Raw genomic sequence first — 21,893 nt, 5'->3', positions numbered from 1 at the left:
AAGAGTGGTTCCCCCAGGCATCAGTTGAGCAGCGTTCAGCAACAACAGACTGACTAAGAAGCTTTAAAAGGAAAATTTCTGTAGGCAAACTTTCGCAGCACGCATGACAAGAAAGCAGCAAGCTATAATCTATCTAAAAGTAGCTCCATATAGTTTTGTCTGAGATTATGATATAATGATTGTCAAAGGAGATGCTATGATGCACGTTATAGAAAAAAATACACAGGTGAATTTTAAAACAAACAGTATTTTGCTAGAAAAAGCGAAAGCTATTGTCACCGCCCAAAACCTTGATATGACAGCTAGCTTTAACTTGTTTTTAGAGAGCATTGTCGAAAATAAGGCCCTACCATTTGAAACTAGCGCTGATAAGGAGCGGCAGGAACTATTAGCAGAACTACGTTCTGAGATTGCTCAAAGTTTTACCGACTTGGAAAATCGTAGAACTTATAAGCTTAACGAAGTGAGGGCTAATCTTGGTATCTGATGACATTACTTACAGCCTTATTATCCCCAAAACCGTACAAGAGCAGCTCGAGGCTATTAAAAACACTATTGCAACGGCATACTTTTCAGATCAGGCGGGGGCTAACACCGTTAATAATATTCTTTATGGGTTAGAACGCCTTGAAAGTTTTCCAGAAGCAGGCTTTAAGGCAGACGAAAGAGTGGGAGCAAGCATCTACTCGCCCTATGAAACGCGGGGCATGATTTTAGGGGAATACCTAGCCTTCTACCACATCATAGAAGAGCAAAAAATGGTCTTTTTATCTGACATTATCCATAGCAAGCAAAGCTATATACAACTGCTCAAGAAGAAATAAGGCCACTAAGATGAATAAGATTTGGCTTTGAAGTTTTAAATGGCTGAGACGCTTAGAAAGCGGATTACAGTAGCTTTGCAACTTGACAATAAAAAACTGGGTGATTAACAAAATGACTTTTCCGCAATTAACTCACGGAAAGGTCATTTTTGCTGGCTTGAACTGCTACTGCGATTTTTAAAAAATCCCATCACATCAGCGATTAAAGCGCTTTCTTATTTCTCAACCATAAGTTTATAAGCCCGGCAATTCCTGACCACTGCACAATTCTTTTTCTAAAGTTTTTTTGCCCAATACCATCTGGAGTATCAATCTACTGTCCTGTTCGATACATTTCTACTGCATTTAACTTAAACGTATAATTATATTTCATACAAAAAAACCTTTCACTAGATTAGTCCAGTAAAAGGGGTACATATCAATTGTAGTAACGGAAAGTGTTTTTAATTGAACAGAATAATTTCCGTAGCACCATCTAGATAGCGGCTAGGTGGTGTTTGGTACTTTTAAACAAAAAAGTACGCTATCCAATTGATAACGTACATGATATAATGATTGACTGGCACTACTATACCTGCCTTAGCTAAGGAGGTGACGTCTATGTGCGAAATTATCTTCACAACTATCATCGCACCGCTATTGGTTGGAATAATCCTGTTATTAATCCAGAAATGGCTTGATGACAGTGCTGATTAGTGCTTCTATTGCAAAATAGAAAAAACCCCTTGCATTTGTAGGATTTTGCAAGGGGTTTTTATATTCGCCTATGTGCGACGAAATTATCTTCACTTCACCTACATCATAACATATACAGTATTCAATTGTCAAAGTACTTGTAAATAAGAAAGTTAGTAAACAAATCACATTTTTATGTTGACTTGTTTTACACATAACTGTGAGACAAGCAACGATTGATACCGCCAAACACATAGACAAGCATATTTTATTGTTAATATCTGAATAAAGATGAAGTCAGATAAATTGTTGATTACTTTAAAGATAAAGGGAATCAGCGTATGGTTATTGTGACTCACGTTTTATCCTTGACAGGCCTAGGGATTGGCGAGCTCTTAGCTCTAAGAGAGCATGATGTAGATTTTAAAAATAATAAAATTGAAGTCAGTGGCAGTTATGACTGTAAGCGAGGACTCAGAAGGAGCAACTAAAACAGTGCAATCTATTCGCACCCTTTTTTAAAAAATAGAAAAAATAAGCATCAGAAACGCTGCTAAATAAGCCTTTCTTGTTACAATCATAAGTTTATAAGCCCGGCAAATCCTGACCTTAAGTATATATATATATATATATATACTGATGGGTGCTGTAAAAAAGCTTAGAAATGAAAAGGAGATTAAAGACTATGGCGAAAAGTCATTGGAATTGGACGAAAAAGGCAGTGTTAACAGGTCTTGTTCTCAGTGCAGGTCTATTGAGTACACAAACTAGTGCACAAGAACTTAGCCAGGAGCAAAAAACCGAAGCTAAAAAAAATGGTAACACAGTATTAGAAGCATTAGATAAGTTAAAGGCTGAATGGAAAGTTTTAACGCAAAAACGAGATTCATTTGAAGTTATGGTTAAAAATGAATACTTACCAGATTCTATGTACAGTGAGTTAATTACTGAAACTGAAGAATATGAAAGATTAATAGAAGAACTCACACATAATCAAAAGGTTAAAACACTTCAAGACGAATCAACTCAAAATAAAGAGAAGATTAAGAATTTAACTTCTGATAACGAAAAACTAAATACCAATATCAAAGAAGAAAAACAAAAAAGTGCTCAATTAAGTGAAGAACTCCAAACTTCAAACTCAGAAGTGACAACTTTAAAAGCTAAAGAGGCGGATTTAAACACTCAATTACAGCAAAAAGAGAAGTCTAATGTTGAACTAAACCAACAATTAACTTCCTTAAAAGAAAAAGAAGAAAACACTGAGAAAAGTTTAGAAGCTAGTCAAGAAAAAGTTCAAAGACTTTCTGAACAAGTATCAGATTCCACAAAGAAAAATCAGGAACTCCAAGATCAACTCAATACTGAAAAGAATGACTTAGCCGCGCTTCAACAACGTTTCGATGCTGCCACAGAAGCTAATAAAGAAGACAAAGCGAAGCTTCAATCCGAACTAGAAAACAAGAAAACTGAAGTTGACCAACTACAAGCCAAAGTTGATGAAAGCAAGGCTACTCTCGATAAGCTAACTGCGGAAAAAGCTGCGGCCGATACTAAAGTTGCTGAATTAACTGCTGAAAAAGAAAAGCTCACTAAAGAAAAGTCTGACATCCAGACTCAGCTTAATAGCCAAACTGAGCTCAGCACAGAAGAAAAAACTAGACTTCAAAAAGAACTTGCTGATATTCAAGCTAAGATTACTGAGAAAGACGCCTCAATCAAGTCGCTTGAAGGTCAGCTTGACGCCCTTAAACGGCAAGAGCATGACACAACACCAAGTACTCCGGAAACACCTCAAGTGCCTGAAGTGAAGCCTGAGGACCAACCAGCTGAACCGAAGCAGCCGGAAAGCAAACCAGAAGTTCCAAGTCAGCCAGAAACACCTCAAATGCCAGAGGTAACGCCTGCGCCTAAACCAGCACCAAAGCTGCCTCAAGCTCCGGAAACTAAACCTCAAACCCCACAAACACCAGAAACTGACAAACCAAGCACACCGAAGAAACCGGAAATTAAGCCGGCTCCGACTCCTGCTATTCCAGAAGTGAACCCAAGCACACCACGCACTCCTGAAAAACCAGGCAAGACTCATCCAGCGGCACCAAAAGCTAACCATGACAAAGCTAGCCACGCAGCAACGCCTGCTACTCCACACATGCCAGCGCCAAGTACACAAAACACTGCTGCGCACTTGCCACAAACGGGTGAAGCTACAGCTAACCCATTCTTCACCGTGGCTGCTTTATCTGTCATTGCTTCTGCTGGTGTACTTGCTACTAAACGCAAAGAAAACTAGTCCCTTTTCCCGTGCTAGTCAATCCTAGTGCTGCCAGATTCTTCTATCAGACTAAAATAGTTTAAAACCGGAGCTAGTCTCTCTCCTAGACTTCCGCAACCATACCTAATTTCATGCAAATATGCAAAAGCAGCCAAGCACGATCAAGTGCTTGGCTGCTTTTTTTATCCTCACTCGCCTTTGCGGCTCTTACCTTAGCTAGTTGGCTAGCTAAGGCTGGACCACTGCTTCTACTCCTGCTTACCTGTCCGCAGCAGGCTGCTCTTGCTGGTCTGAGCTTGGTTTTTTTGCTTTTGTCTGATGGGTCAATCGGCGCTGCCGGAAAAAGCTTTGCAACAAGGCGGCACACTCCTCTGCTAGGAGCTGGCTTTCAACGGCAACGCGATGATTCAAACGCTGATCCGTCAAGATCTGATATAGACTCTGCGCCCCGCCAAATTTTTGGTTGGCAGCTCCGTAGATGACCTGGGGGATGCGAGCCAGCCCAATCGCCCCACTACACATGACACAAGGTTCAATCGTCACAAACAAGGTGGTATCCAGCAAGCGCCAGTTGCCAACAACCGTATTGGCCTCACTGATGGCCATCATTTCGGCATGCATTATCGCTTGGTTAAGCTCTTCTCTGGCATTATGCCCGCGACCAATAATCTGGCCATCCTTGACAATAACACAGCCAATCGGAATCTCGGCTTGGGCCAAGGATTTCTCCGCTTCCTTGAGTGCCTCTCGCATAAAGGCTATCTTTTCTGCTTGGCTATATTCCCTCACTACTTACTACCTACCTCACGGCTTTGATGCGGTAAGGACAGCTCCACCGGAATCCCGGTCGCATACTTTGTTGCCTCTTGCTGTAAAACCTCCAGGTGCTTTTTAGGGTCAATCCCTTGCGGTGGGACAGGCGGTACATGGGTCAAGACTAGCTTACCAACCCCAGCAGCCTTAGCAATTAGCCCTGCTTCTTTGGAGGAGAGGTGGGCAGGATGGTTGGCCACATCCTCATAAAAATAAACGTCCGCCAAAAAGAGGTCCGCACCGCGCGCAAAATCAACCAGCTCAGCAAAATAACCCGTGTCGCCAGTAAAGACCAAGACCTGACCCGTTGCTCGCTCAACAATCCGCAAAGCATAGCAGACCACCGGATGGACTGTCTTGATAAAGGTAATCTCAAACGGTCCGATCGTCTCTGTGCCGTTGACATTGTAAGCACGGCCTTCTGAGACTTCTGGCATGGTTAATTTGGCAAACTCATGCTGGTCGGCATCATGACCATAGATGGGCAGGACTTTGGGCTGCCACAGGTGCTTAGGGTAGAGCTGGCGATAGTGGCGCAGCACACCTAAATCAGCGACATGGTCTGGATGATAGTGGGTAATAATGACAGCATCCAGGTCCAGGGGGCTGATTTCCTTTTCTAATTCGGTTAAGGCACGGCTACCCGCATCCATAAGCAGGTGAAAACCGTCGTGCCCAGTGATTAAATACGAGGTGGTTCCGCCATCTTGATAGGGATAGCCACCCCAAGATCCTAAGGTTGTTAATTTCATAATTGCACGCTCCTTTTACCTTCTATTATAGCAAAAATAGCAAAAAGGCGCTGGGGTGGCGGCTAAAAGCAAGTGGAGGGGAGTGCTTGAGAGAGGGGCAAGCTCCTAGAAAGAACCACCTAGCTTGGCTTGTCTTTGGGCGATAAGGGTCGCTAAGAGGGCCTTGATAGTGTCGCCAGGCACAAAGGCGAGGTTAGCGACTAGGGCCTTGTCTAGGGGCATCCCTAGATGGCCTGCTAGCCAGACTGCTCCGAGCACATCCACTAGCAAAACGCCGCTCAGCCAGATATAGCCAAAGGTCCGACCAAAGCCATTAGCTGGCGCTAGCAGGGTTAAGCCCTCAAAGGTCAAAGGGACCAAGAGCCATGCCAGGACATAGCCTGCAGTTGGACCGACTAAAAGCGGCAGGGTTGTGGTGTGACCAGAAAAAATCGGAATAAAGCAGCCGATGAGCAGGGTCAAGATAATGGCTAGACTGCCTTTGCGGCCACCTAAAAGCAAAGCAGCAAGCATAACCCCAAGGTTTTGCAGCACCAGAGGCACTGGAATAAAACCTAGGGGAATGGCCGGAATCAGGCCTAAAACACTGATTAGAGCTGTCATCATAGCTATTTTGGCTACATCACGCGTGGTAAACATATCATCCTCCATCATAAAAACATCATAAACAATAAGCGGCATGCTGATGCTAGGGTCCCAAACAGAGCTTGACTCCGATAAAACCTGGGTAGGCTTTTTAACAAAGGAGCGCGCAGAGCGCTTTGGGATGCTAGCTCTGGCCGTCTTTTTTTTAGTCTAATGGAGTTGGGCTTGTTTGTCAACTTGATTTTTCACAAAGGTTAACAAAGATGATAGACAAAAAGAAGCCAGATCTTCTGAGATGGCTCCTTGATGATTTCTGATTTCTTTGAGGTTTCTGATGGCTGTTAAAGTAGTCTGACATTAGCAACAGCGGACACAATCAGCTCCACCAGAATCACAGTAGCAGCCGAAGTCAACAGGTAGCTAGCGCCAGCAATCAGCCTGGCAGTCGCAACAGCGGACACAGCCAGACAGGCAAGGGCAGGCTGGCCAGGACCAGAGCAAATGCAGGTTCACTAGAGAGTCACAAGCAAGGCTGGTTTTTAATGGCAGTGGTCTTGGTAAGACTTAGAAATTCCGGGATGATTTGTTGTAGCCATAGCGTTCCAAGAAGTCGGCTCGAAATTCCAAAAGCTGGTCATCCCTAATTGCTTGGCGCACCTGCTTCATCAGGTTAACCAAAAAGTAGAGGTTATGGTAGCTGGTCAGGCGAATACCAAAGGTTTCATCTGCCTTTAGGAGATGACGCAGATAGGCTCTGCTGTAATGCTGACAGGTATAGCAGTCGCAATTGTGGTCAAGCGGGGTAAAGTCTTCTGCAAATTGGGCATTCTTGACCACTAGCCGGCCCTGGCTGGTCATGCAGGTGCCATTGCGGGCAATCCGCGTGGGCAAGACACAATCAAACATGTCCACCCCACGAATCACACCATCAATCAGGCTATCAGGTGCCCCAACCCCCATCAAGTAGCGGGGCTTGTTCTCTGGCAGCAAGGGCGTGGTGAAATCCAAAACGGCATTCATTTCTGCATGAGACTCACCAACAGCCAGCCCGCCAATGGAGTAACCAGGAAAATCCATGCCAACCAGATCAGCAGCCGACTGACGGCGAAGATCTTCAAAGCCAGCCCCTTGGACAATCCCAAACAGACCTTGGTCATGGGGGCGACCATGGGCTTTGAGGCCACGCTCTGCCCAGCGGCTGGTTCGTTCGATAGACTTTTTGACATAATCATAAGGCTGGTAGAATTGCGGGCATTCATCAAAGCTCATCATGATGTCAGAACCTAGATTGTTTTGAATAGCGATAGCTTTTTCAGGGGATAGGAACATCTTTGACCCATTGAGATGGTTTTTAAAGGTGACCCCTTCTTCGGTGATGTTGCGTGAATCTGCTAAAGAATACACTTGAAACCCACCGGAATCCGTTAAAATCGGCTGATCCCAATTCATAAATGCATGCAAACCACCTGCCCGCGCAATAAGCTCATCACCTGGCCTTAACCAGAGATGGTAGGTGTTGGCCAAGATAATCCCTGAGCCCATCTGCTTAAGCTCTTCGGGTGACTGGGTTTTAACGGTAGCCTGGGTACCAACCGGCATGAACATAGGTGTTGGAAAGGTGCCATGCGGCGTGATAATCTCACCAAGACGCGCTCCTGTGTGCTTTTCTTTCTTGATGAGTCGGTATCTGATCGGACTTTCTGTCATTATTTCCTCGCTTTCAAGATAAACAGTCTTGTGCAATCTTTGTTACTACTTCTAAGAGCTTTCTTATTCTACCAAAAAAACAGCCGTTCAGCTATATGAAAGTCATAAAATTTCTGCCTGCCTTTTTTGAGACTAGCCCTTGTTTGAACTAAAATATCAGCTTTTTCCTAGAATTTTTGACAATAAAAAACCGCCTCAATACCTTCATGTCCCTTAGCTTTAACTGGGTGGAGCAGCTAAAAAGGACATCCAGGTAAACAAACGGTTAGGGACTGGGCTTCCCTGGCTGGCTTTGAGGCCACGCGCAGCTGAAGCCGGACAAAACGCACAGCTGGACTCAGGCCAAACACAGCGACAGCTAGACTCAGAAAGGTCTAACAGAGGTTGCTCGCCTGCCAGGCGACAAAAGAACGGCTAGCTGGCAAGGCACTAGCTGCCTATTCCAGGCTGCCTTTAAGGCTGGTTTCAATATTAAGCCGTTTCTTATCAGCTGATAAGGTTGCGCCGATTACCTCTAACTCACTCTGTCTTGGTAGTAAGAGTTCCAGCTCATAGGGGTAAAAGGAGTAGGGGGCAACATAGGCGGCCTTGGCGCCTTGGCTAACGCGAATGCGGAGTTCAACCGGCCTATGAGGCATGGCGGCATTTTGCATCGCTGTGGTGCTCATAAAACTATACTTGAGATATGAAGTACCAGCCTTAATCTTTTTTAGCACTTCTGGGTCGAACTGCTTATTCTTATAATATTTTGTCAAGTCATCCCGCGTGAGCCCTAAATCCAATAGGAAATCCGCATAAACATAACGATAAATAATAATATTCCAGGGGATCACTAACTTATGAGTGGCTTGATCTAAGAGCCTGATGGCCTGCTGCAGCTCAGGTGATAATTGTTGAATATTCCCTTTAACCTGGTCAATACTGGTATTGATTGGCGTTGCTTGGTTATAAGTATAAGCCTTCATCATCACTTTTTCAGCATCCGTAAAGTGAATCTTGCCTGACCAGCGGTCATTAATGATTGTATTGGTAACATCAGAATCTAGGAATTTAAAATAGGTCTTATCTCCCTCAAATACTACTGACTCGGTTTCATCATAGGGACTATTAGCCAAACTATAGGGCTGACCAACAACTAATGCACTTAGCAAACCGAGAGCAAGCACTAGTTGGCATACTTTTTTCTTCATCTCTTTATCCTTTTATATATCTTTGACCTTCCACAATGGCTTTAGCAGGTACTACCAAGTGGTAAGCTAAGCTTTTTTTGCTTGCTTTTGGGGTGACTGTTGACAGGGTGTGAGTAACACCACACCTTAATCTGTCGGACGATCTGCTCTTTCTGGCTGCCAATCACCACTAAAGCCCCAAACGCTTTGGTTTTTATCAACTTGTGCTTGCACATCAGTTACGGTGCCCATTTCAAATAGGGCGTGTAACAGTAGTAATTCTGTATTCATCATTCCTCCTTTTGAAATTAAATCTTAAATTACCTTTTTCAGAAAGGGAATGAAAGAACATTTTTTAAGAGGGCCACTAAAATTTAAACCTAACACAAATTTTTAAAAGCGCAGTATAAACACCCTATTGACCTAAAAGACCTAGCTGATTTGCAATGCAAAAAACTGCTCAGCGATTTTGCCAAACAGAGCACTTCTTCGAGCCAAATCTCGTCTATTTATCAGTATGTTTCAGAGTCGCATTCGTCTGGTCACCAGTATTTTACTAAAAATGTAGCCATTTTCTGGGATTGGGTTTTTTCTAAGCATTGTTACAGGTTGTGTTTTTGCTTTGGTTCTATTTTTGAGAGGCTTGCCTTTGCTAGACCCAGCGAACTTGCTATAAAGCCTACTTGGCAACGGGAGTTTATAAAAAGGCTCACAATGGTCCTAAGCAGCCTCTAGGAGTCATTCTGACCTAGTTTTTTGAAGCTTTTCAAGCCTGCTGTAACTATGCTATAATATGGCAAAGGAGTTTTTCCATGACGATAAAAGTAATAAAACAAAATGCAAAAGAAACCCTCAAGCACTTGCCTGGCAAATTTATCCTCTTTCTTGCCCCCATTTTGCTTGGCTTATTTTCCTTTACAATCCAAGTTCACCAAAATTACCTGGTCGAACAAAACATCTCTATCTCGGCTGGGGTCACCTACTTTCCGATTTTATTAAGAGTGCTAACCTTTTATCTGACCTGCTCGGCCACCTTTACCATGTTAGAGGTCATTCGTAAACGAAAAACCACCATCCATCACGGTGATAATATCATTGCTTTGACGCGCCCTTATGTTTGGCACTTACTAGCGCTAGAGGTGGTTAAATTTCTCTTATTGGCTGTCTGGTCCTTGCTACTAATGGTTGGTTTGACACTTGTTCTTTTTGGCATTTATCCCCTCTTGTATGGCAAAAACTTTGAGGGCTTGGCCTATGATGCTAATAGCCTCTTGATTGCGGGGATTATTTTAAGCCTGATTGGCCTTGGCGTACGGATCATCAAGGAGCTGTCTTATAGCATGAGTGAATACCTTTTTTATGATCAGATAAGGACAAGTCACTACCAAAGTCCGCTAGCTGTCATCCAAGCCAGCAAAAGCCTAATGAAGGGACACAAATGGCGCTTTTTCCTCTTTCAATTGAGCTTTATTGGTTGGTTTGTGCTCGTCTTTTTAAGCTTTGGCATTCTCTACTTCTATGTCTTGCCTTACTATCTGACCAGCACAGCGATTTTTTACCAAAACCTTCTAGAAGAAAGCCGAGCTGCTAGCTAAAGGCTTTCGGGGCATTTAGAGGCCGGATTCACGCACGCTTTTCTAGCCTGAGCAAATACTAAAAAACTTGGTCGCAGTCCTTGCGATCAAGTTTTTTGATAGGGTTAATACCCCTTAGCCTGGCACTTAGGGCAAATACCATAGGCAACCAGAGGAATCCGGTTGACCCGGTAGCCAGTTTGGTCGTGGGCTTCTTTGGCCACATCCATAACATCAACGTCCATAAAGTCCGCAATTTGTCCACAGACTTCACAGACAATGTTGACATGCTGATGCCCCATGAAATCATAATAGGTTGTCAAATCATTGCTAATCTTGATTTCAGTGACAAACCCTTCATCAACGAGCACCTTCAAATTATTATAAACTGTTGCCAAACTCATGTTGGGGTAGTCATCTTTTAAATCTTTATAAATCTTATCCGCACTGGGATGCTCAGTTGAATGCACCATATAGGAGATGATTGCCTTGCGCGTCTGCGTTATGCGAATATGCTTTTCTCTTAGATGCTCCAAGACATTTTCATAGGCATCTAGAGCTTGCTGATGTGAATGAATGTCCATAAGCGATCTCCAATCTTTTTTCATTATAGCACAGAGCCACAGTAAAAACAAAGGGCCTAGACCCTTAGCCTAATAGTCTTAGATATTCGATCTTCAAGCATTTATCCATCACCACATCGTGGCGGTTAGCCTGGGACAAGTACTGGGCAGCCTCTTGACTAAACAGGCCTAATTGGGCCCAAAAGACCTTGGCCTTTGTTTGGCTAAAGGCCCTGGCTACCTCAGGTAGGGCCTCACTGCGTCGAAAAACATCAACAATATCAATGGGCTCAGGCACCTCTGTTAGCTGAGCATAAACCACTTGGCCAAGGACAGTTTGACCCGCTAATCGGGGATTGACCGGGATAATCTCATAGCCTTTACTCTGCATAAATTGGGCCACTTGATAAGAGGCGGTTTCTGGTCTGTTGGACAAGCCAACCACTGCGATACGCCGCGCTTTTTGAAGGTAATCTGTGATGAGCTGATCGCTCGGATTGTGAAACTGATACATGTCACTTCCTCTTTTCTTTTTTGCAAATACAAAAACCACAGCAGGCAAGCTGGAGGCAGCACGCTGGCAGGAACAGCGAGATGGCAGAAATAGGCTGAGCTACTAGCTGAATCAGGGCAAGCTTAGTTAGCTGAGCCAGTGTGAGCTGAGCCAGCAAACCAGAACAGCCAGCTAGACCAGCTGGTCAAAACTAGCTGAGCTAAAGGCAGGTCTTGCCTGTAAGCTAACGTAGCAGCAGGCTTTTCTCTACTTAGCCTCATACCAGGTTTTGCCGGCATTTTCATCAGCACGCAAGGGCACAACTAGAGTCACTGCAGCTTCCATGATTTCTTTGACCAGACTCTTAATCTGCGCCAGCTCATCATTTGGCACTTCCAAGACGATTTCGTCATGAACTTGCAAGAGCATACGGCTAGCATAGCCACCTTCTGTCAGGGCTTTGTCCAAATTAATCATGGCAATTTTCAAAATATCAGCGGCACTGCCTTGGATGGGCGAGTTAATGGCTGTGCGCTCAGCAAAGGAGCGCACGTTAAAGTTACGCGAGTTGATGTCTGGCAACTCACGGCGCCGCTTAAAGAGTGTCTCGACATAACCTTTATCTTTGGCTTTGCGTACAACATTATCCATGTAATCTTTAATGCCCGGGTAGCGTTCGAAATAAGTTGTGATATAGTCTTTAGCTTGCTTGCGGCTGATGCCTAGGTTATTGGCCAGGCCAAAATCAGAAATGCCATAAACAATGCCAAAGTTAACTGCCTTAGCATTTCTGCGGTCATTTGGCGTGACGTCTTCTGGTTTATCAATGCCAAAAACACGCATGGCTGTTGCGGTATGAATATCGGCATTGTCTTGGAAAGCCTTAATCAGATGCGCATCCTCAGAGATGTGAGCTAGGACCCGCAGCTCAATCTGGGAATAGTCTGAGCTTAACAGGACAGCCTTAGAATCAGAAGGTTGAAAGGCCTTACGTATCAAGCGACCTTGTTCCAAGCGAATGGGAATATTTTGTAAGTTCGGATCAACACTAGATAGTCGACCAGTCTGGGTCAAATCTTGCACATAGCGGGTGTGGATCTTACCATCAGCCATGATGTAATCTTGCAGGCCAATAAGATAGGTCGACTGCAGTTTGCTGATTTGCCGGTAATCAAGAATCTTGGCCACGATTGGTGCAATCGGTGCCAGACGCTCCAAAACATCAACTGCTGTTGAGTAGCCGGTTTTGGTCTTTTTGGTCATCTCAAGCGGCAGCTGCATTTTTTCAAATAAGATACTGCCCAGCTGTTTAGGGGAATTAATATTGAAGTGCTCACCGGCCATCTCATAAATATCTTGGGTTAGCTGCTCAAGCACCAGCTGATTTTCCTGCGCCATCTGCTCAAGCGTTGCCTTATTCACACTAATGCCTGCAATTTCCATCTTAGCTAGAACATTGGCTAAGGGCAACTCAATCCCAAAATAAAGCTCTTCTTGCTGGTGAGCGGCGAGCTTATCTAGCATGACGGGCTGACTGGCTACCAAGACGGCAATCTTTCTGGCCAGATGCTCAAAGAGCTGCTCATCTGCAGGCACTGCTCGTTTTACGCCCTTGCCGTAGACTTCCTCATCAGCGGCTAGATCAATTGCCGTATGCAGGCGAGCAATCGTCTCCATCTCATTGTTTTCGACATTGGACAAGAGATAGTTGGCCAGGCGCGCATCATAGGCTGCAGCAGGCAAATCCACTCCCAGATGACTCAAAAGCACCTTGCTGCGTTTAAAATCATAGGTCGCAATCGGCTGACTAAGCGCCGTTTTAAAAAGGTCCGAAGTCAAAAGACTGGTGTCTTTTGACACAAAAATCTGCTCTTTTGTCCCCCAGGCAAAGGCTATAATTGCTTCACGATGGTAATTTTCCCGCAACACTTCAAAATAATACACCGTGTCTTGGGTAAATTGCTCAGCACTTAAGGTCGTAACCACTTGATAGTCGATTTGAGCCCTTGCTGGTTGGGGCAAGTCTTTGGCTAAGCCGGCTTTGAATTGGACAAAGTTCATCTCATCATAAAAAGCAGCCAGTCTGTCTACATCTGGACCGGTGAAATACAAATCATCTAAGCTGATGGTTAAGGGAATCTGGGTGTTAATGGTCGCAAGCTTCTTGGACAAGAACGCCACTTCCTTGTCCTTTAGCAAGTTTTCCTTCATTTTAGAGGCTTTAAAGCTATCGAGCTGCTCATAGATCCCTTCTAGGCTACCATACTCGTGCAAGAGCTTGAGGCCCGTTTTTTCGCCAATTTTAGTGACCCCTGGGATATTATCAGACTTATCCCCCATGAGAGCTTTTAGGTCGATGAATTGCTCGGGTGTGATCCCCATTTTCTCCATGAGGTAGGCCGGCGTGAATTCTTCAAATTCGGCCACTCCCTTTTTAGAAATCTCAACCACGGTATTTTCGTCAGTCAGCTGGATTAAGTCTTTGTCACCGCTGACAATGGTCACATCAAAGGGTGTCTTTGTCTGCTCAGCCATTTTATCCAAAGTCCCAATAATATCATCGGCTTCATAATTGGCAAGTTCATAAAAAGGAATCCCACGCGCACTTAGCATGTCACGGATATAGGGGAACTGCTCGCGAAATTCATCCGGCGTTTGGGCGCGGCCAGCCTTGTAGTCGGCAAAGAGCTCAGTGCGAAAGGTGGTCTTACCCGCATCAAAGGCCACAAGGACATGCGTGGGCTGGACCCGCTTGAGCATATGGTCCAACATCAAATGAAAGCCATAGATAGCATTCGTATGTAGGCCAGAAGCATTGCGAAAACGATCGATCTGATTGTAGAGAGCAAAGAAGGCGCGAAAAGCGACAGAAGAACCGTCAATTAAGAGTAATTTATTCTTGTTTTCCATGCTTCTATTATAACACACCTCTAGCTAGGAGGCGTAATTATGGCGACATTGTCAAGAAGCAGAACGCAAGTGTGCCTGGTGGCATCAGGACAAAACAACAGGCAAGTCCGTGCTGCTGATTGCAGACCAGGACACATTTTCACGAAAACTTCATAAAGCTGGCCTGTTGGTGGGTGATTGGCTCGCCGCTACGTAGGCCACCTTTTTTGTGGACATACCATTGTTGATGAGAATGTCTGGACTAAAAGCTTTTTTCGGACTACCTTTGGCGGTGGTTCTGAGCTAGCTTTTGGTGATGAGGCTTAGGGAAGGCAGCCACAGTATAGTTTTGCCGGGCACTAGTCCTAGGCCCATCACAGAACGGCAAAACCCTTCCTGCTGGTGGCAAGAAGGGTTTTGATGTGGATTGAGTCTTAGCTAGCGCCCAAGGAGCGTGGTCCCTAGCTTACTTATAGGAAAAGGAGTAGAAATTGGCTTGCCGATGATAGCGGTGCTTAGTCTTTCTTGCGCTTGAGGCTAAGGACACCAGCAGAAGCCATGACAGACAGAGCAGCTGCCGTGAAGAAGCTAGTAGCCGCCTCACCAGTGGCAGGTAGTTGGTTGGCGCTGTGCTTGCCACCTGGTACTGACTGAGCAGCAGGTGCTGCTTGGCTTGCTGTGTTAGCAGCAGCTTTGCCTTTGTTTTGCTTGTCAGCTGGTGCCTGTGTGGTCTTGTCATCTTTGGCATTCTTAGCGTTGGCATCCTTGCTTGGAGCAGCAGGTGTTAGCGCCGTCCAAGGAATGCTGTGTTTCTCAGGCTTAGCCTGTGGAGTTTGGGCACTTGGCTTGTCTGTGCCAGCTTCTGGCTTAGCTTGCGGTGTTTCTGGAGCTTTCGGCTCAGCTGGTTTTTCCTCAGGAACTTTAGGTTCTGGTGCAGGCTTAGGTTGCGGTGTAACCTCTGGGTTTTGAGGAGTCTCTGGCGTGCTTGGAGCTTTTGGCTGATCCTCAGGCTTCGTCTCAGGAGTCTGAGGCATGTCAGGCGTTTTCTCATGCTCTTTTTTAAGCATGTCAAGCTTAGCCATCAAGTCTTGCAGTTCTTTTTCAAGCTTAGCCTTGTCCTCAGCGCTGAGCTTGCTTTGGTTTTCAAGCTTAGCAGTCGTTTCAGTTAGCTTACTTTCAAGACTCTTGATAGCGTTTTCCTTTTCAGTGATTTTTGCTTGCACATCAGCTAATTGAGCTTGAAGGTTAGCTTTATCGGCTTCACTGAGTTTGCTTTGGTCTTGCAGTTGAGCTTCAACTTCTGCTTTGGCCTTGCTGAGCTGCTCTTTTTCAGCCGTTAGTGCAGCGACCTGAGTCTCAGCAGCCTGCTTTTCAGAAGTTAGCTTGTTAACAGCTGCTTGGCCTTTTTCTACCTCAGCTTGCAGACTAGAAACTTGCGTCTTTTTCGCATCCAGTTCAGCTTGCAGCTTTGCTTTTTCAGCGTTATTTTTAGAGTTAGCAGCATCGAATTTTTCTTGAAGACCAGCTAAGTCTTTTTCTTCTTTTTCCAGTTTAGATTTTAAGTCTTGATTTTGTTTAGTTGATTCGGTAATTTTTTCACCGAGTTCTTTAACTTTCTCTTCGCTAACTTTTAAAGATTTAGAGGTAGCATTAGCTTTTTCTTGAAGCGCTTTCATTTGAGCTTTTAACTCAGCATTGCTCTTATCCGAAGTTGCCAGTTGGGTCTTAACTTTATCACGTTCATCTTTTAGACTTTGGCTTTCTTCTTTAGCTTTTTTGAAGGCAATAAGGGTATTACCTAATTCCTTCGAAAGGTTCTTCTTATCGTTAGTAAGACCCTTTAGCTGTTGCTCTTGAGTTTTATTTTGTTCTGCAAGGCTCTTTACTTGGTCATTATGAGTAATTTCTTCTAATTCTTTTTTTATTTCTTTATTAAACTTTATTAATTCATCTAATGTAGATGCATCTGCATAAGTTGAATCGGCAAACGCCAACTTTCCAACTTGTATCCTAACCCTACTTTCAAGAGAATTGAAATCTTTCTTTAACTTTTTAAGAATTTTTAGCTCTTCTGGATGTGAATTTTCCGCCTTCACTACTTCCTGCCCACTCAATAATCCCGCGCTGATGACTAGGCTGGCTAGTACTGCTTTTTTCCCCCAATGACCTTTTGCCATGTTCCTCTTATCTCCTTAGTTCGTTCATTTATCTGCCGTTTTGCAGCAAAGAACAGTATATATATATATATATAAACTTAAGGTCAGGAATTTTTAGTTTTTAAAACTTGTGATAAAATCAGCAGCGAGTATTTTAAAGCCTGTTATATAGGAATTTATAGAAAATAGTAACTGTGATTAAAGCAAGCAAAAATGACCTTCCATAAGTAAATCGCGGAAAGCCATTTTGTTAATCACTAAAGTTTTATTTTATGGAGTAGAAACGTCATCTAAATCTGACTAGTTTTCTTTACGTTGGCGCTTGAGGCTAAGGACACCAGCAGAAGCCATGACAGACAGAGCAGCTGCCGTGAAGAAGCTAGTAGCCGCCTCACCAGTGGCAGGTAGTTGGTTGGCACTGTGTTTGCCACCTGGTACTGACTGAGCAGCAGGTGCTGCTTGGCTTGCTGTGTTAGCAGCAGCTTTGCCTTTGTTTTGCTTGTCAGCTGGTGTTTGTGTAGTCTTGCCATCTTTGGTATCCTTAGCGTTGGCATCCTTGCTTGGAGCAGCCGGTGTTAGCGCCGTCCATGGGATACTGTGTTTTTCAGGCTTAGCCTGTGGAGTTTGGGCACTTGGCTTGTCTTTGCCTGCTTCTGGCTTAGCTTGCGGTGTTTCTGGAGCTTTTGGCTCAGCTGGTTTTTCCTCAGGAACTTTAGGTTCTGGTGCAGGCTTAGGTTGCGGTGTAACCTCTGGGTTTTGAGGAGTCTCTGGCGTGCTTGGAGCTTTTGGCTGATCCTCAGGCTTCGTCTCAGGAGTCTGAGGTGTGTCCGGCGTTTTCTCATGCTCTTTCTTAAGCATGTCAAGCTTCGCCATCAAGTCTTGCAGTTCGTGTTGGAGTTTAGCCTTGTCCTCAGCGCTGAGCTTGCTTTGGTTTTCAAGCTTAGCAGTCGTTTCAGTTAGCTTACTTTCAAGACTCTTGATAGCGTTTTCCTTTTCAGTGATTTTTGCTTGCACATCAGCTAATTGAGCTTGAAGGTTAGCTTTATCGGCTTCACTGAGTTTGCTTTGGTCTTGTAGTTGAGCTTCAACTTCTGCTTTGGCCTTGCTGAGCTGCTCTTTTTCAGCCGTTAGTGCAGCGACCTGAGTCTCAGCAGCCTGCTTTTCAGAAGTTAGCTTGTTAACAGCTGCTTGGCCTTTTTCTACCTCAGCTTGCAAGTTTTGAGCAGTCTTGTCAGCCTGGGTTTGAAGCGCTTTCATCTTTGCCTCAAGCTCAGTCTTAGCTTTGTTAGACTCTGTCAACTGCGTTTTAATAGCATCACGTTCAGCTTCTAACTTTTTCTTATCTGCTTCATCTTTTTCTACGGTAAGACGGAATTGCTTATTTAAACCATTTAACTCAGTAGTAGCAGTGCCCAACTGTTGTGAAAGGTCTTTAACTTGTTTCTTGCTATTGTCTAATTCCGCTGAAGTTTTCTTAGCATTTTCTTCTAACGTTTCAACTTTAGCAGTTAACTCAGAGTTATTTTGATTAGCTGCATCAAGTTGAGATTTGAATTCATCTCGTTGCACTCTGTAATTAACCATATCATCAAGGGCTCTGTCTAAAAATCTTGCTTTTGTGATACTGTCTAAGTCTAACTCTCGAGCTTGATTCGCTTGTTTTACCCTTGCTAAGTTAAAGTTATTATCTTTAGTTTCTGTTGCAGTTTTTAAAGCTAGATCTACTAGATTTTTTATTTGGTTTTCTAATCGGTTAGCTTGTGTAAGAATAGCGTTTGCTCGCTGTTTCTCATCCGCCTTTTCATCCGCCCTCACTACTCCCTGCCCACTCAACAGGCCCGTGCTGATGACTAGGCTGGCTAGTACTGCTTTTTTGCCCCAATGACCTTTTGCCATGTTCCTCTTATCTCCTTAGTTCGTTCATTTATCTGCCGTTCTGCAGCAAAGAACAGTATATATATATAAAGTTAAGGTCAGGAATTTCTGGTTGTTTTAAATTAACGACAAAAACTTTAAAATCATAGTCAAAGACCTATATTTTGCCGACTCTTCCTTGCTAAAAAATTTTTATAGAGGTCTTTTTTGTATTATTTCTTTATTTTTGTGACCAACACCAAGCGAATCTCACTCTAAAAGCAAGCAAAAACTCTGGGCATGCCAGAGTTTTTAGCTATTTTGTCCATTGGGCGACCTTTTCTGGGTGCTTGTCCACCCATTTTTGGGCGGCCTCTTGAGCAGGCATTCCTTTGTTAATGTCTAGCATGACCTCTTCCATGTCTTTTTTGCTCCAATGGAATTTTTGCAGGATGCGATAAAGTTTTGGTTTGTCTTTTTTCAAGCCTTTGCGGGCAATGGTGTTGATATTTTCTTTGGCGCCATAGGACTGTTTGGGGTCTTGTAAATATTTCAAGTCATATTTAGCAAACATCCAGTGGGGAGACCAGCCAGTAATCACAATGTCTTTTTGTTTTTTAATAGCCTGGTCTAGAGCCGTTGTCATTGCTCCGGTAGAAGCTGACGTCAACTGCCAGTCAGACAGATTGCTATAATCCTTGAGCGAGCGTTTAGCAGCTGCCATAATCCCCGCACCAGGCTCAATACCGGTAATCTTCTTGCCAGCCTGTTCAGAAAGATCTTCAATACTATTAACATCTTTCATATAAGTCGGCACCACAAGACCTAACCGGGTGCCTTTGAGGTTGGGGCCGAGGTTGTCAAGGGCATTTTTGTATTTTTGATATTGCTGAGCATGGGTCACAGGTAGCCAGGCACTAGTTGAAAAATCAGCATTGCCGTTGGCAATGGTTTGCCACATCACGGCATTGTCCAGGGGAACTAAGTTGACCCGGTAGCCTTCTTGTTTCAAGACCTGGGCAATAACATTTGTCGAAGCGACTTCTGAATCCCACTGCACATAGGCAATGTTGACCTTTTGGCCTTTTTCAGGGTTTGCGCTCAGCTGAACCACAACACGACCAAGGGCAGCTAAAACAAAGACAGCCACGGCCACAAGGCCGACCCACTTGGTTACCTGGCTTTTCTTGGCTTTGTTTTCCACCTTGGCATTAAAGGTTTGGGTGATGCGGTCTAAAATGATGGCTAAAATGACCAAGGCAAGGCCACTCACAAAACCAGTTCCAATGTCAGCATGCTGCAGGGCAGAGAGCACTTCGCGACCAAGGCCTGGTGCTCCGATCATCGAACCGGTGACCACCATCGAAAGCGCCAGCATCATGGTTTGATTAACACCAGCCATGATGGTGTTTCTAGCTAGTGGTAACTCCACCTTCATTAATTTTTGGCGTGGTGTCGAGCCAAAGGCATCAGAAGCTTCAACTAGCTCCTTTGAGATTTCTCGAATCCCAAGATTGGTAAAACGAACGGTCGGTGGTAAGGCAAAGATCACAGAGGCAAAGACGCCCGGTACCATCCCAATACCAAAGAAAGCGACCGCCGGGATCAAGTAAACAAAAGCCGGCATGGTTTGCATAAAGTCTAAGATGGGATTGACAATCTGCTTGACCTTATTGCTTTTGGCCATCCAAATCCCCAAAGGAATCCCAATCATAATCGAAATCAGACTGGCAACTAAAACCAGGGTAAAGGTATTAATCAGTTGTTCCCACAGGTTCTGATTATAAATAAAGAGTAAACCTAATAAGGTAAAGGTGGGCAGGGGCCATTTTTTCTTGGCGAGAAAGAAAACGCCAATTGTCACCAAAAGGATAAATAAGAGTGGCGGGATAAATAGAAGCGTCTGCGTCAGCCAATCCATCAGGGCATTACCAAGCGTTTGCACCACATCAAAGAGGCCTGAGAAGGTTTTGGTAATCCATTCAGTGATGGTCTCAACCAGCTTGGCCACTGGTAATGTCATTTGTAACACTGTATTCAAAATGATCTCTCCTTCTTTCTTAGTCTTGTTTTTGAAGGGCTTGTTGCGTTAGCTGCTCTTCTTCCATAATTGTTTTAGCCGTTACTTGGCTTGGTGTTTGGTCATCCTCTGAAATATTAGCCAAGGCTTCAATCACTCGACCACGAATCACCACACCTAATAAACGATTATTGGCATCAGTGACAGCAATGGGTGATGAGGAGTCATAAATCAAAGGCATAATGTCTGTGATGACGGTGTCCTTAGAAACCGTTCGCACATCCCGATCAATCACTTCTGCCAGGGGCAGACCTTTCTTGCGTGCCTCAATGGCAGCGTCTGCAGTCAGACTGCCCATTAATTGGCGGTGCCGATTTGTAGCCATCAACATGGATACTTCTTCGTTATGCATCCGATTCAAGGCAACCTGTGGCCCATCAAGTTCTAGTGTTGTGGTTAAAGGCTTAATCATAATATTTTGAGCAGTTAGTACCTTGGAGCGGTCCACATCTTCGACAAATTCGCGGACAAAATCATTGGCCGGATTGGTCAAAATATCTTCACCGGTACCGATTTGCATGATTTTACCATCCTTCATCAAGGCAATGCGATCACCAATGCGCAAGGCTTCATTTAAATCATGACTGATAAAAATAATGGTTTGTTGAAGATTACTTTGCAAATCAATCAGCTCATCTTGCATTTCCCTTCGAATCAGCGGGTCAAGAGCAGAGAAAGCCTCGTCCATCAGTAAGATCTTGGCCCCATTGGCCAAGGCTCGCGCAAGGCCGACCCGCTGTTGCATTCCGCCAGATAATTGATCAGGGTACTGGTCCTTAAAGTTGAGCAGGCCAGCATTTTCTAAGGCTTGTTCAGCACGCTTTTGGCGCTCATCCTTGGGGACGCCACGCAATTCCAAGCCAAATTCGGTATTTTCCAATATCGTTTTATGTGGAAACAAAGCAAAGCTTTGAAAAACCATGTTGATGTCATGGCGACGGACGTCTCGGAGGTCTTGGTCATTGAGCTTGGCAATATCTTTGCCGTCTAATTCAACCTGGCCAAAAGAAGGCTCAATCAGACGGTTGATCATCCGGACCAGCGTGGATTTCCCACTACCAGATAGGCCCATAATCACAAAAATTTCCCCTTCTTTAACGTCAAAGCTAGCATCATAGACGCCGACAGTTGCTCCGGTTTTTTTGAGGATCTCTGTTTTACTTTTACCCTGTTTCACTAATTCTAGGGCTGCTTTTTGCCGCTTCCCGAAAATTTTTGTCAGGTTTTTGACTCTTAAAATCGTTCCCATAATGTTCCTTTCTGCAAAACTGTTATTTCCTTAACGGATCGTTGATGAACCAATAAGTGGCTACCTCATTTATTATTAGTGAGGTCTCTTTTTCGGTCGAAAAAAATAATCCGACAGGACAGAACACGTTTATGATAACACGTGTGGTCACTTTTTGTCAAATCTGACGCTCAGTAAGCCTTGATTTCAGCGAAAAAACAGCTTCTTAGCTCTGATTTTTCACAAGGATTCTGCA

The 21,893-nt window shown here is 44.3% G+C and carries 18 protein-coding genes; 5 read left to right on the top strand and 13 right to left on the bottom strand.

Annotated elements, in window-relative coordinates; genetic code table 11:
- Positions 1-199 precede the first annotated feature (199 nt).
- From relB to K5J94_RS02655, 4 genes are all read left to right on the top strand, one after another.
- Entirely contained in the window at positions 200-487 is a 288-nt protein-coding gene (relB, locus tag K5J94_RS02670; RefSeq protein ID WP_221913749.1) for a type II toxin-antitoxin system RelB/ParD family antitoxin, read from the top strand.
- Complete coding sequence (locus K5J94_RS02665) at positions 477-824, top strand: type II toxin-antitoxin system RelE/ParE family toxin (protein WP_221913427.1); 348 nt, start codon at positions 477-479, stop codon at positions 822-824. The genes relB and K5J94_RS02665 overlap by 11 nt, the downstream gene beginning before the upstream one ends.
- Positions 825-1,424: 600 nt before the next feature.
- Positions 1,425-1,520, top strand: a complete 96-nt coding sequence (locus K5J94_RS02660; RefSeq protein ID WP_159543377.1) for a type I toxin-antitoxin system Fst family toxin — start codon at positions 1,425-1,427, stop codon at positions 1,518-1,520.
- Positions 1,521-2,184: 664 nt separating this feature from the next.
- A complete protein-coding gene (locus tag K5J94_RS02655; protein ID WP_221913425.1) occupies positions 2,185-3,792 on the top strand; it encodes an LPXTG cell wall anchor domain-containing protein in 1,608 nt (535 codons plus the stop codon).
- Between the two features lie 240 nt (positions 3,793-4,032).
- Here the strand turns inward: K5J94_RS02655 and tadA are convergent, their stop codons facing one another.
- The 6 genes from tadA to K5J94_RS02625 form a co-directional block, all read right to left on the bottom strand.
- On the bottom strand, positions 4,033-4,527 hold the full coding sequence (gene tadA / locus K5J94_RS02650; protein WP_221913747.1) for a tRNA adenosine(34) deaminase TadA: 495 nt from the start codon (positions 4,525-4,527) through the stop codon (positions 4,033-4,035).
- A 35-nt stretch (positions 4,528-4,562) separates the two neighbouring features.
- The gene (locus tag K5J94_RS02645) at positions 4,563-5,339 is read right to left on the bottom strand and encodes an MBL fold metallo-hydrolase (protein WP_221913423.1); all 777 of its coding nucleotides are present in this window, start codon (positions 5,337-5,339) and stop codon (positions 4,563-4,565) included.
- A 105-nt stretch (positions 5,340-5,444) separates the two neighbouring features.
- Positions 5,445-5,978: a biotin transporter BioY gene (locus K5J94_RS02640; protein WP_221913746.1), complete on the bottom strand. Its 534-nt coding sequence runs from the start codon at positions 5,976-5,978 to the stop codon at positions 5,445-5,447.
- Positions 5,979-6,488: 510 nt separating this feature from the next.
- The gene (tgt, locus tag K5J94_RS02635; RefSeq protein WP_159563908.1) at positions 6,489-7,631 is read right to left on the bottom strand and encodes a tRNA guanosine(34) transglycosylase Tgt; all 1,143 of its coding nucleotides are present in this window, start codon (positions 7,629-7,631) and stop codon (positions 6,489-6,491) included.
- Between the two features lie 437 nt (positions 7,632-8,068).
- Positions 8,069-8,821 carry an ADP-ribosyltransferase gene (locus tag K5J94_RS02630; RefSeq protein ID WP_221913422.1) on the bottom strand — a complete coding sequence of 251 codons (753 nt, stop codon included), beginning with the start codon at positions 8,819-8,821 and terminating at the stop codon, positions 8,069-8,071.
- Positions 8,822-8,947: 126 nt separating this feature from the next.
- Positions 8,948-9,091, bottom strand: a complete 144-nt coding sequence (locus K5J94_RS02625; RefSeq protein ID WP_159584551.1) for a hypothetical protein — start codon at positions 9,089-9,091, stop codon at positions 8,948-8,950.
- Between the two features lie 521 nt (positions 9,092-9,612).
- On the opposite strand from K5J94_RS02625, the gene K5J94_RS02620 reads away from it, so the two are divergent.
- Positions 9,613-10,395: a DUF975 family protein gene (locus tag K5J94_RS02620; protein ID WP_221913419.1), complete on the top strand. Its 783-nt coding sequence runs from the start codon at positions 9,613-9,615 to the stop codon at positions 10,393-10,395.
- Between the two features lie 104 nt (positions 10,396-10,499).
- On the opposite strand, the gene perR is transcribed toward K5J94_RS02620, so the two are convergent.
- The 7 genes from perR to K5J94_RS02585 all read right to left on the bottom strand — a co-directional run bounded on the left by perR (position 10,500) and on the right by K5J94_RS02585 (position 21,658).
- Positions 10,500-10,958, bottom strand: a complete 459-nt coding sequence (perR, locus tag K5J94_RS02615) for a peroxide-responsive transcriptional repressor PerR (RefSeq protein WP_159543391.1) — start codon at positions 10,956-10,958, stop codon at positions 10,500-10,502.
- Between the two features lie 64 nt (positions 10,959-11,022).
- On the bottom strand, positions 11,023-11,451 hold the full coding sequence (locus K5J94_RS02610; protein WP_159543393.1) for a CoA-binding protein: 429 nt from the start codon (positions 11,449-11,451) through the stop codon (positions 11,023-11,025).
- Positions 11,452-11,697: 246 nt separating this feature from the next.
- Positions 11,698-14,340, bottom strand: a complete 2,643-nt coding sequence (polA, locus tag K5J94_RS02605) for a DNA polymerase I (protein ID WP_221913418.1) — start codon at positions 14,338-14,340, stop codon at positions 11,698-11,700.
- 494 nt (positions 14,341-14,834) lie between these two features.
- Positions 14,835-16,496, bottom strand: coding sequence for an LPXTG cell wall anchor domain-containing protein (locus K5J94_RS02600; protein ID WP_221913416.1), 1,662 nt, complete (start codon positions 16,494-16,496; stop codon positions 14,835-14,837).
- A 279-nt stretch (positions 16,497-16,775) separates the two neighbouring features.
- On the bottom strand, positions 16,776-18,371 hold the full coding sequence (locus K5J94_RS02595) for an LPXTG cell wall anchor domain-containing protein (RefSeq protein WP_221913414.1): 1,596 nt from the start codon (positions 18,369-18,371) through the stop codon (positions 16,776-16,778).
- A gap of 274 nt (positions 18,372-18,645) precedes the next feature.
- The gene (locus tag K5J94_RS02590) at positions 18,646-20,370 is read right to left on the bottom strand and encodes an ABC transporter permease/substrate binding protein (protein ID WP_159563901.1); all 1,725 of its coding nucleotides are present in this window, start codon (positions 20,368-20,370) and stop codon (positions 18,646-18,648) included.
- 19 nt (positions 20,371-20,389) lie between these two features.
- The gene (locus K5J94_RS02585) at positions 20,390-21,658 is read right to left on the bottom strand and encodes a quaternary amine ABC transporter ATP-binding protein (protein WP_159543405.1); all 1,269 of its coding nucleotides are present in this window, start codon (positions 21,656-21,658) and stop codon (positions 20,390-20,392) included.
- Between the last annotated feature and the right edge of the window lie 235 nt (positions 21,659-21,893).

Source organism: Streptococcus halichoeri (genome assembly GCF_019774635.1).
In the GTDB taxonomy this organism is placed as follows: Bacteria; Bacillota; Bacilli; order Lactobacillales; family Streptococcaceae; genus Streptococcus; species Streptococcus halichoeri.
Note: the sequence above shows the minus strand (reverse complement) of the source record. Positions and strands in the feature narration are given on the sequence as shown.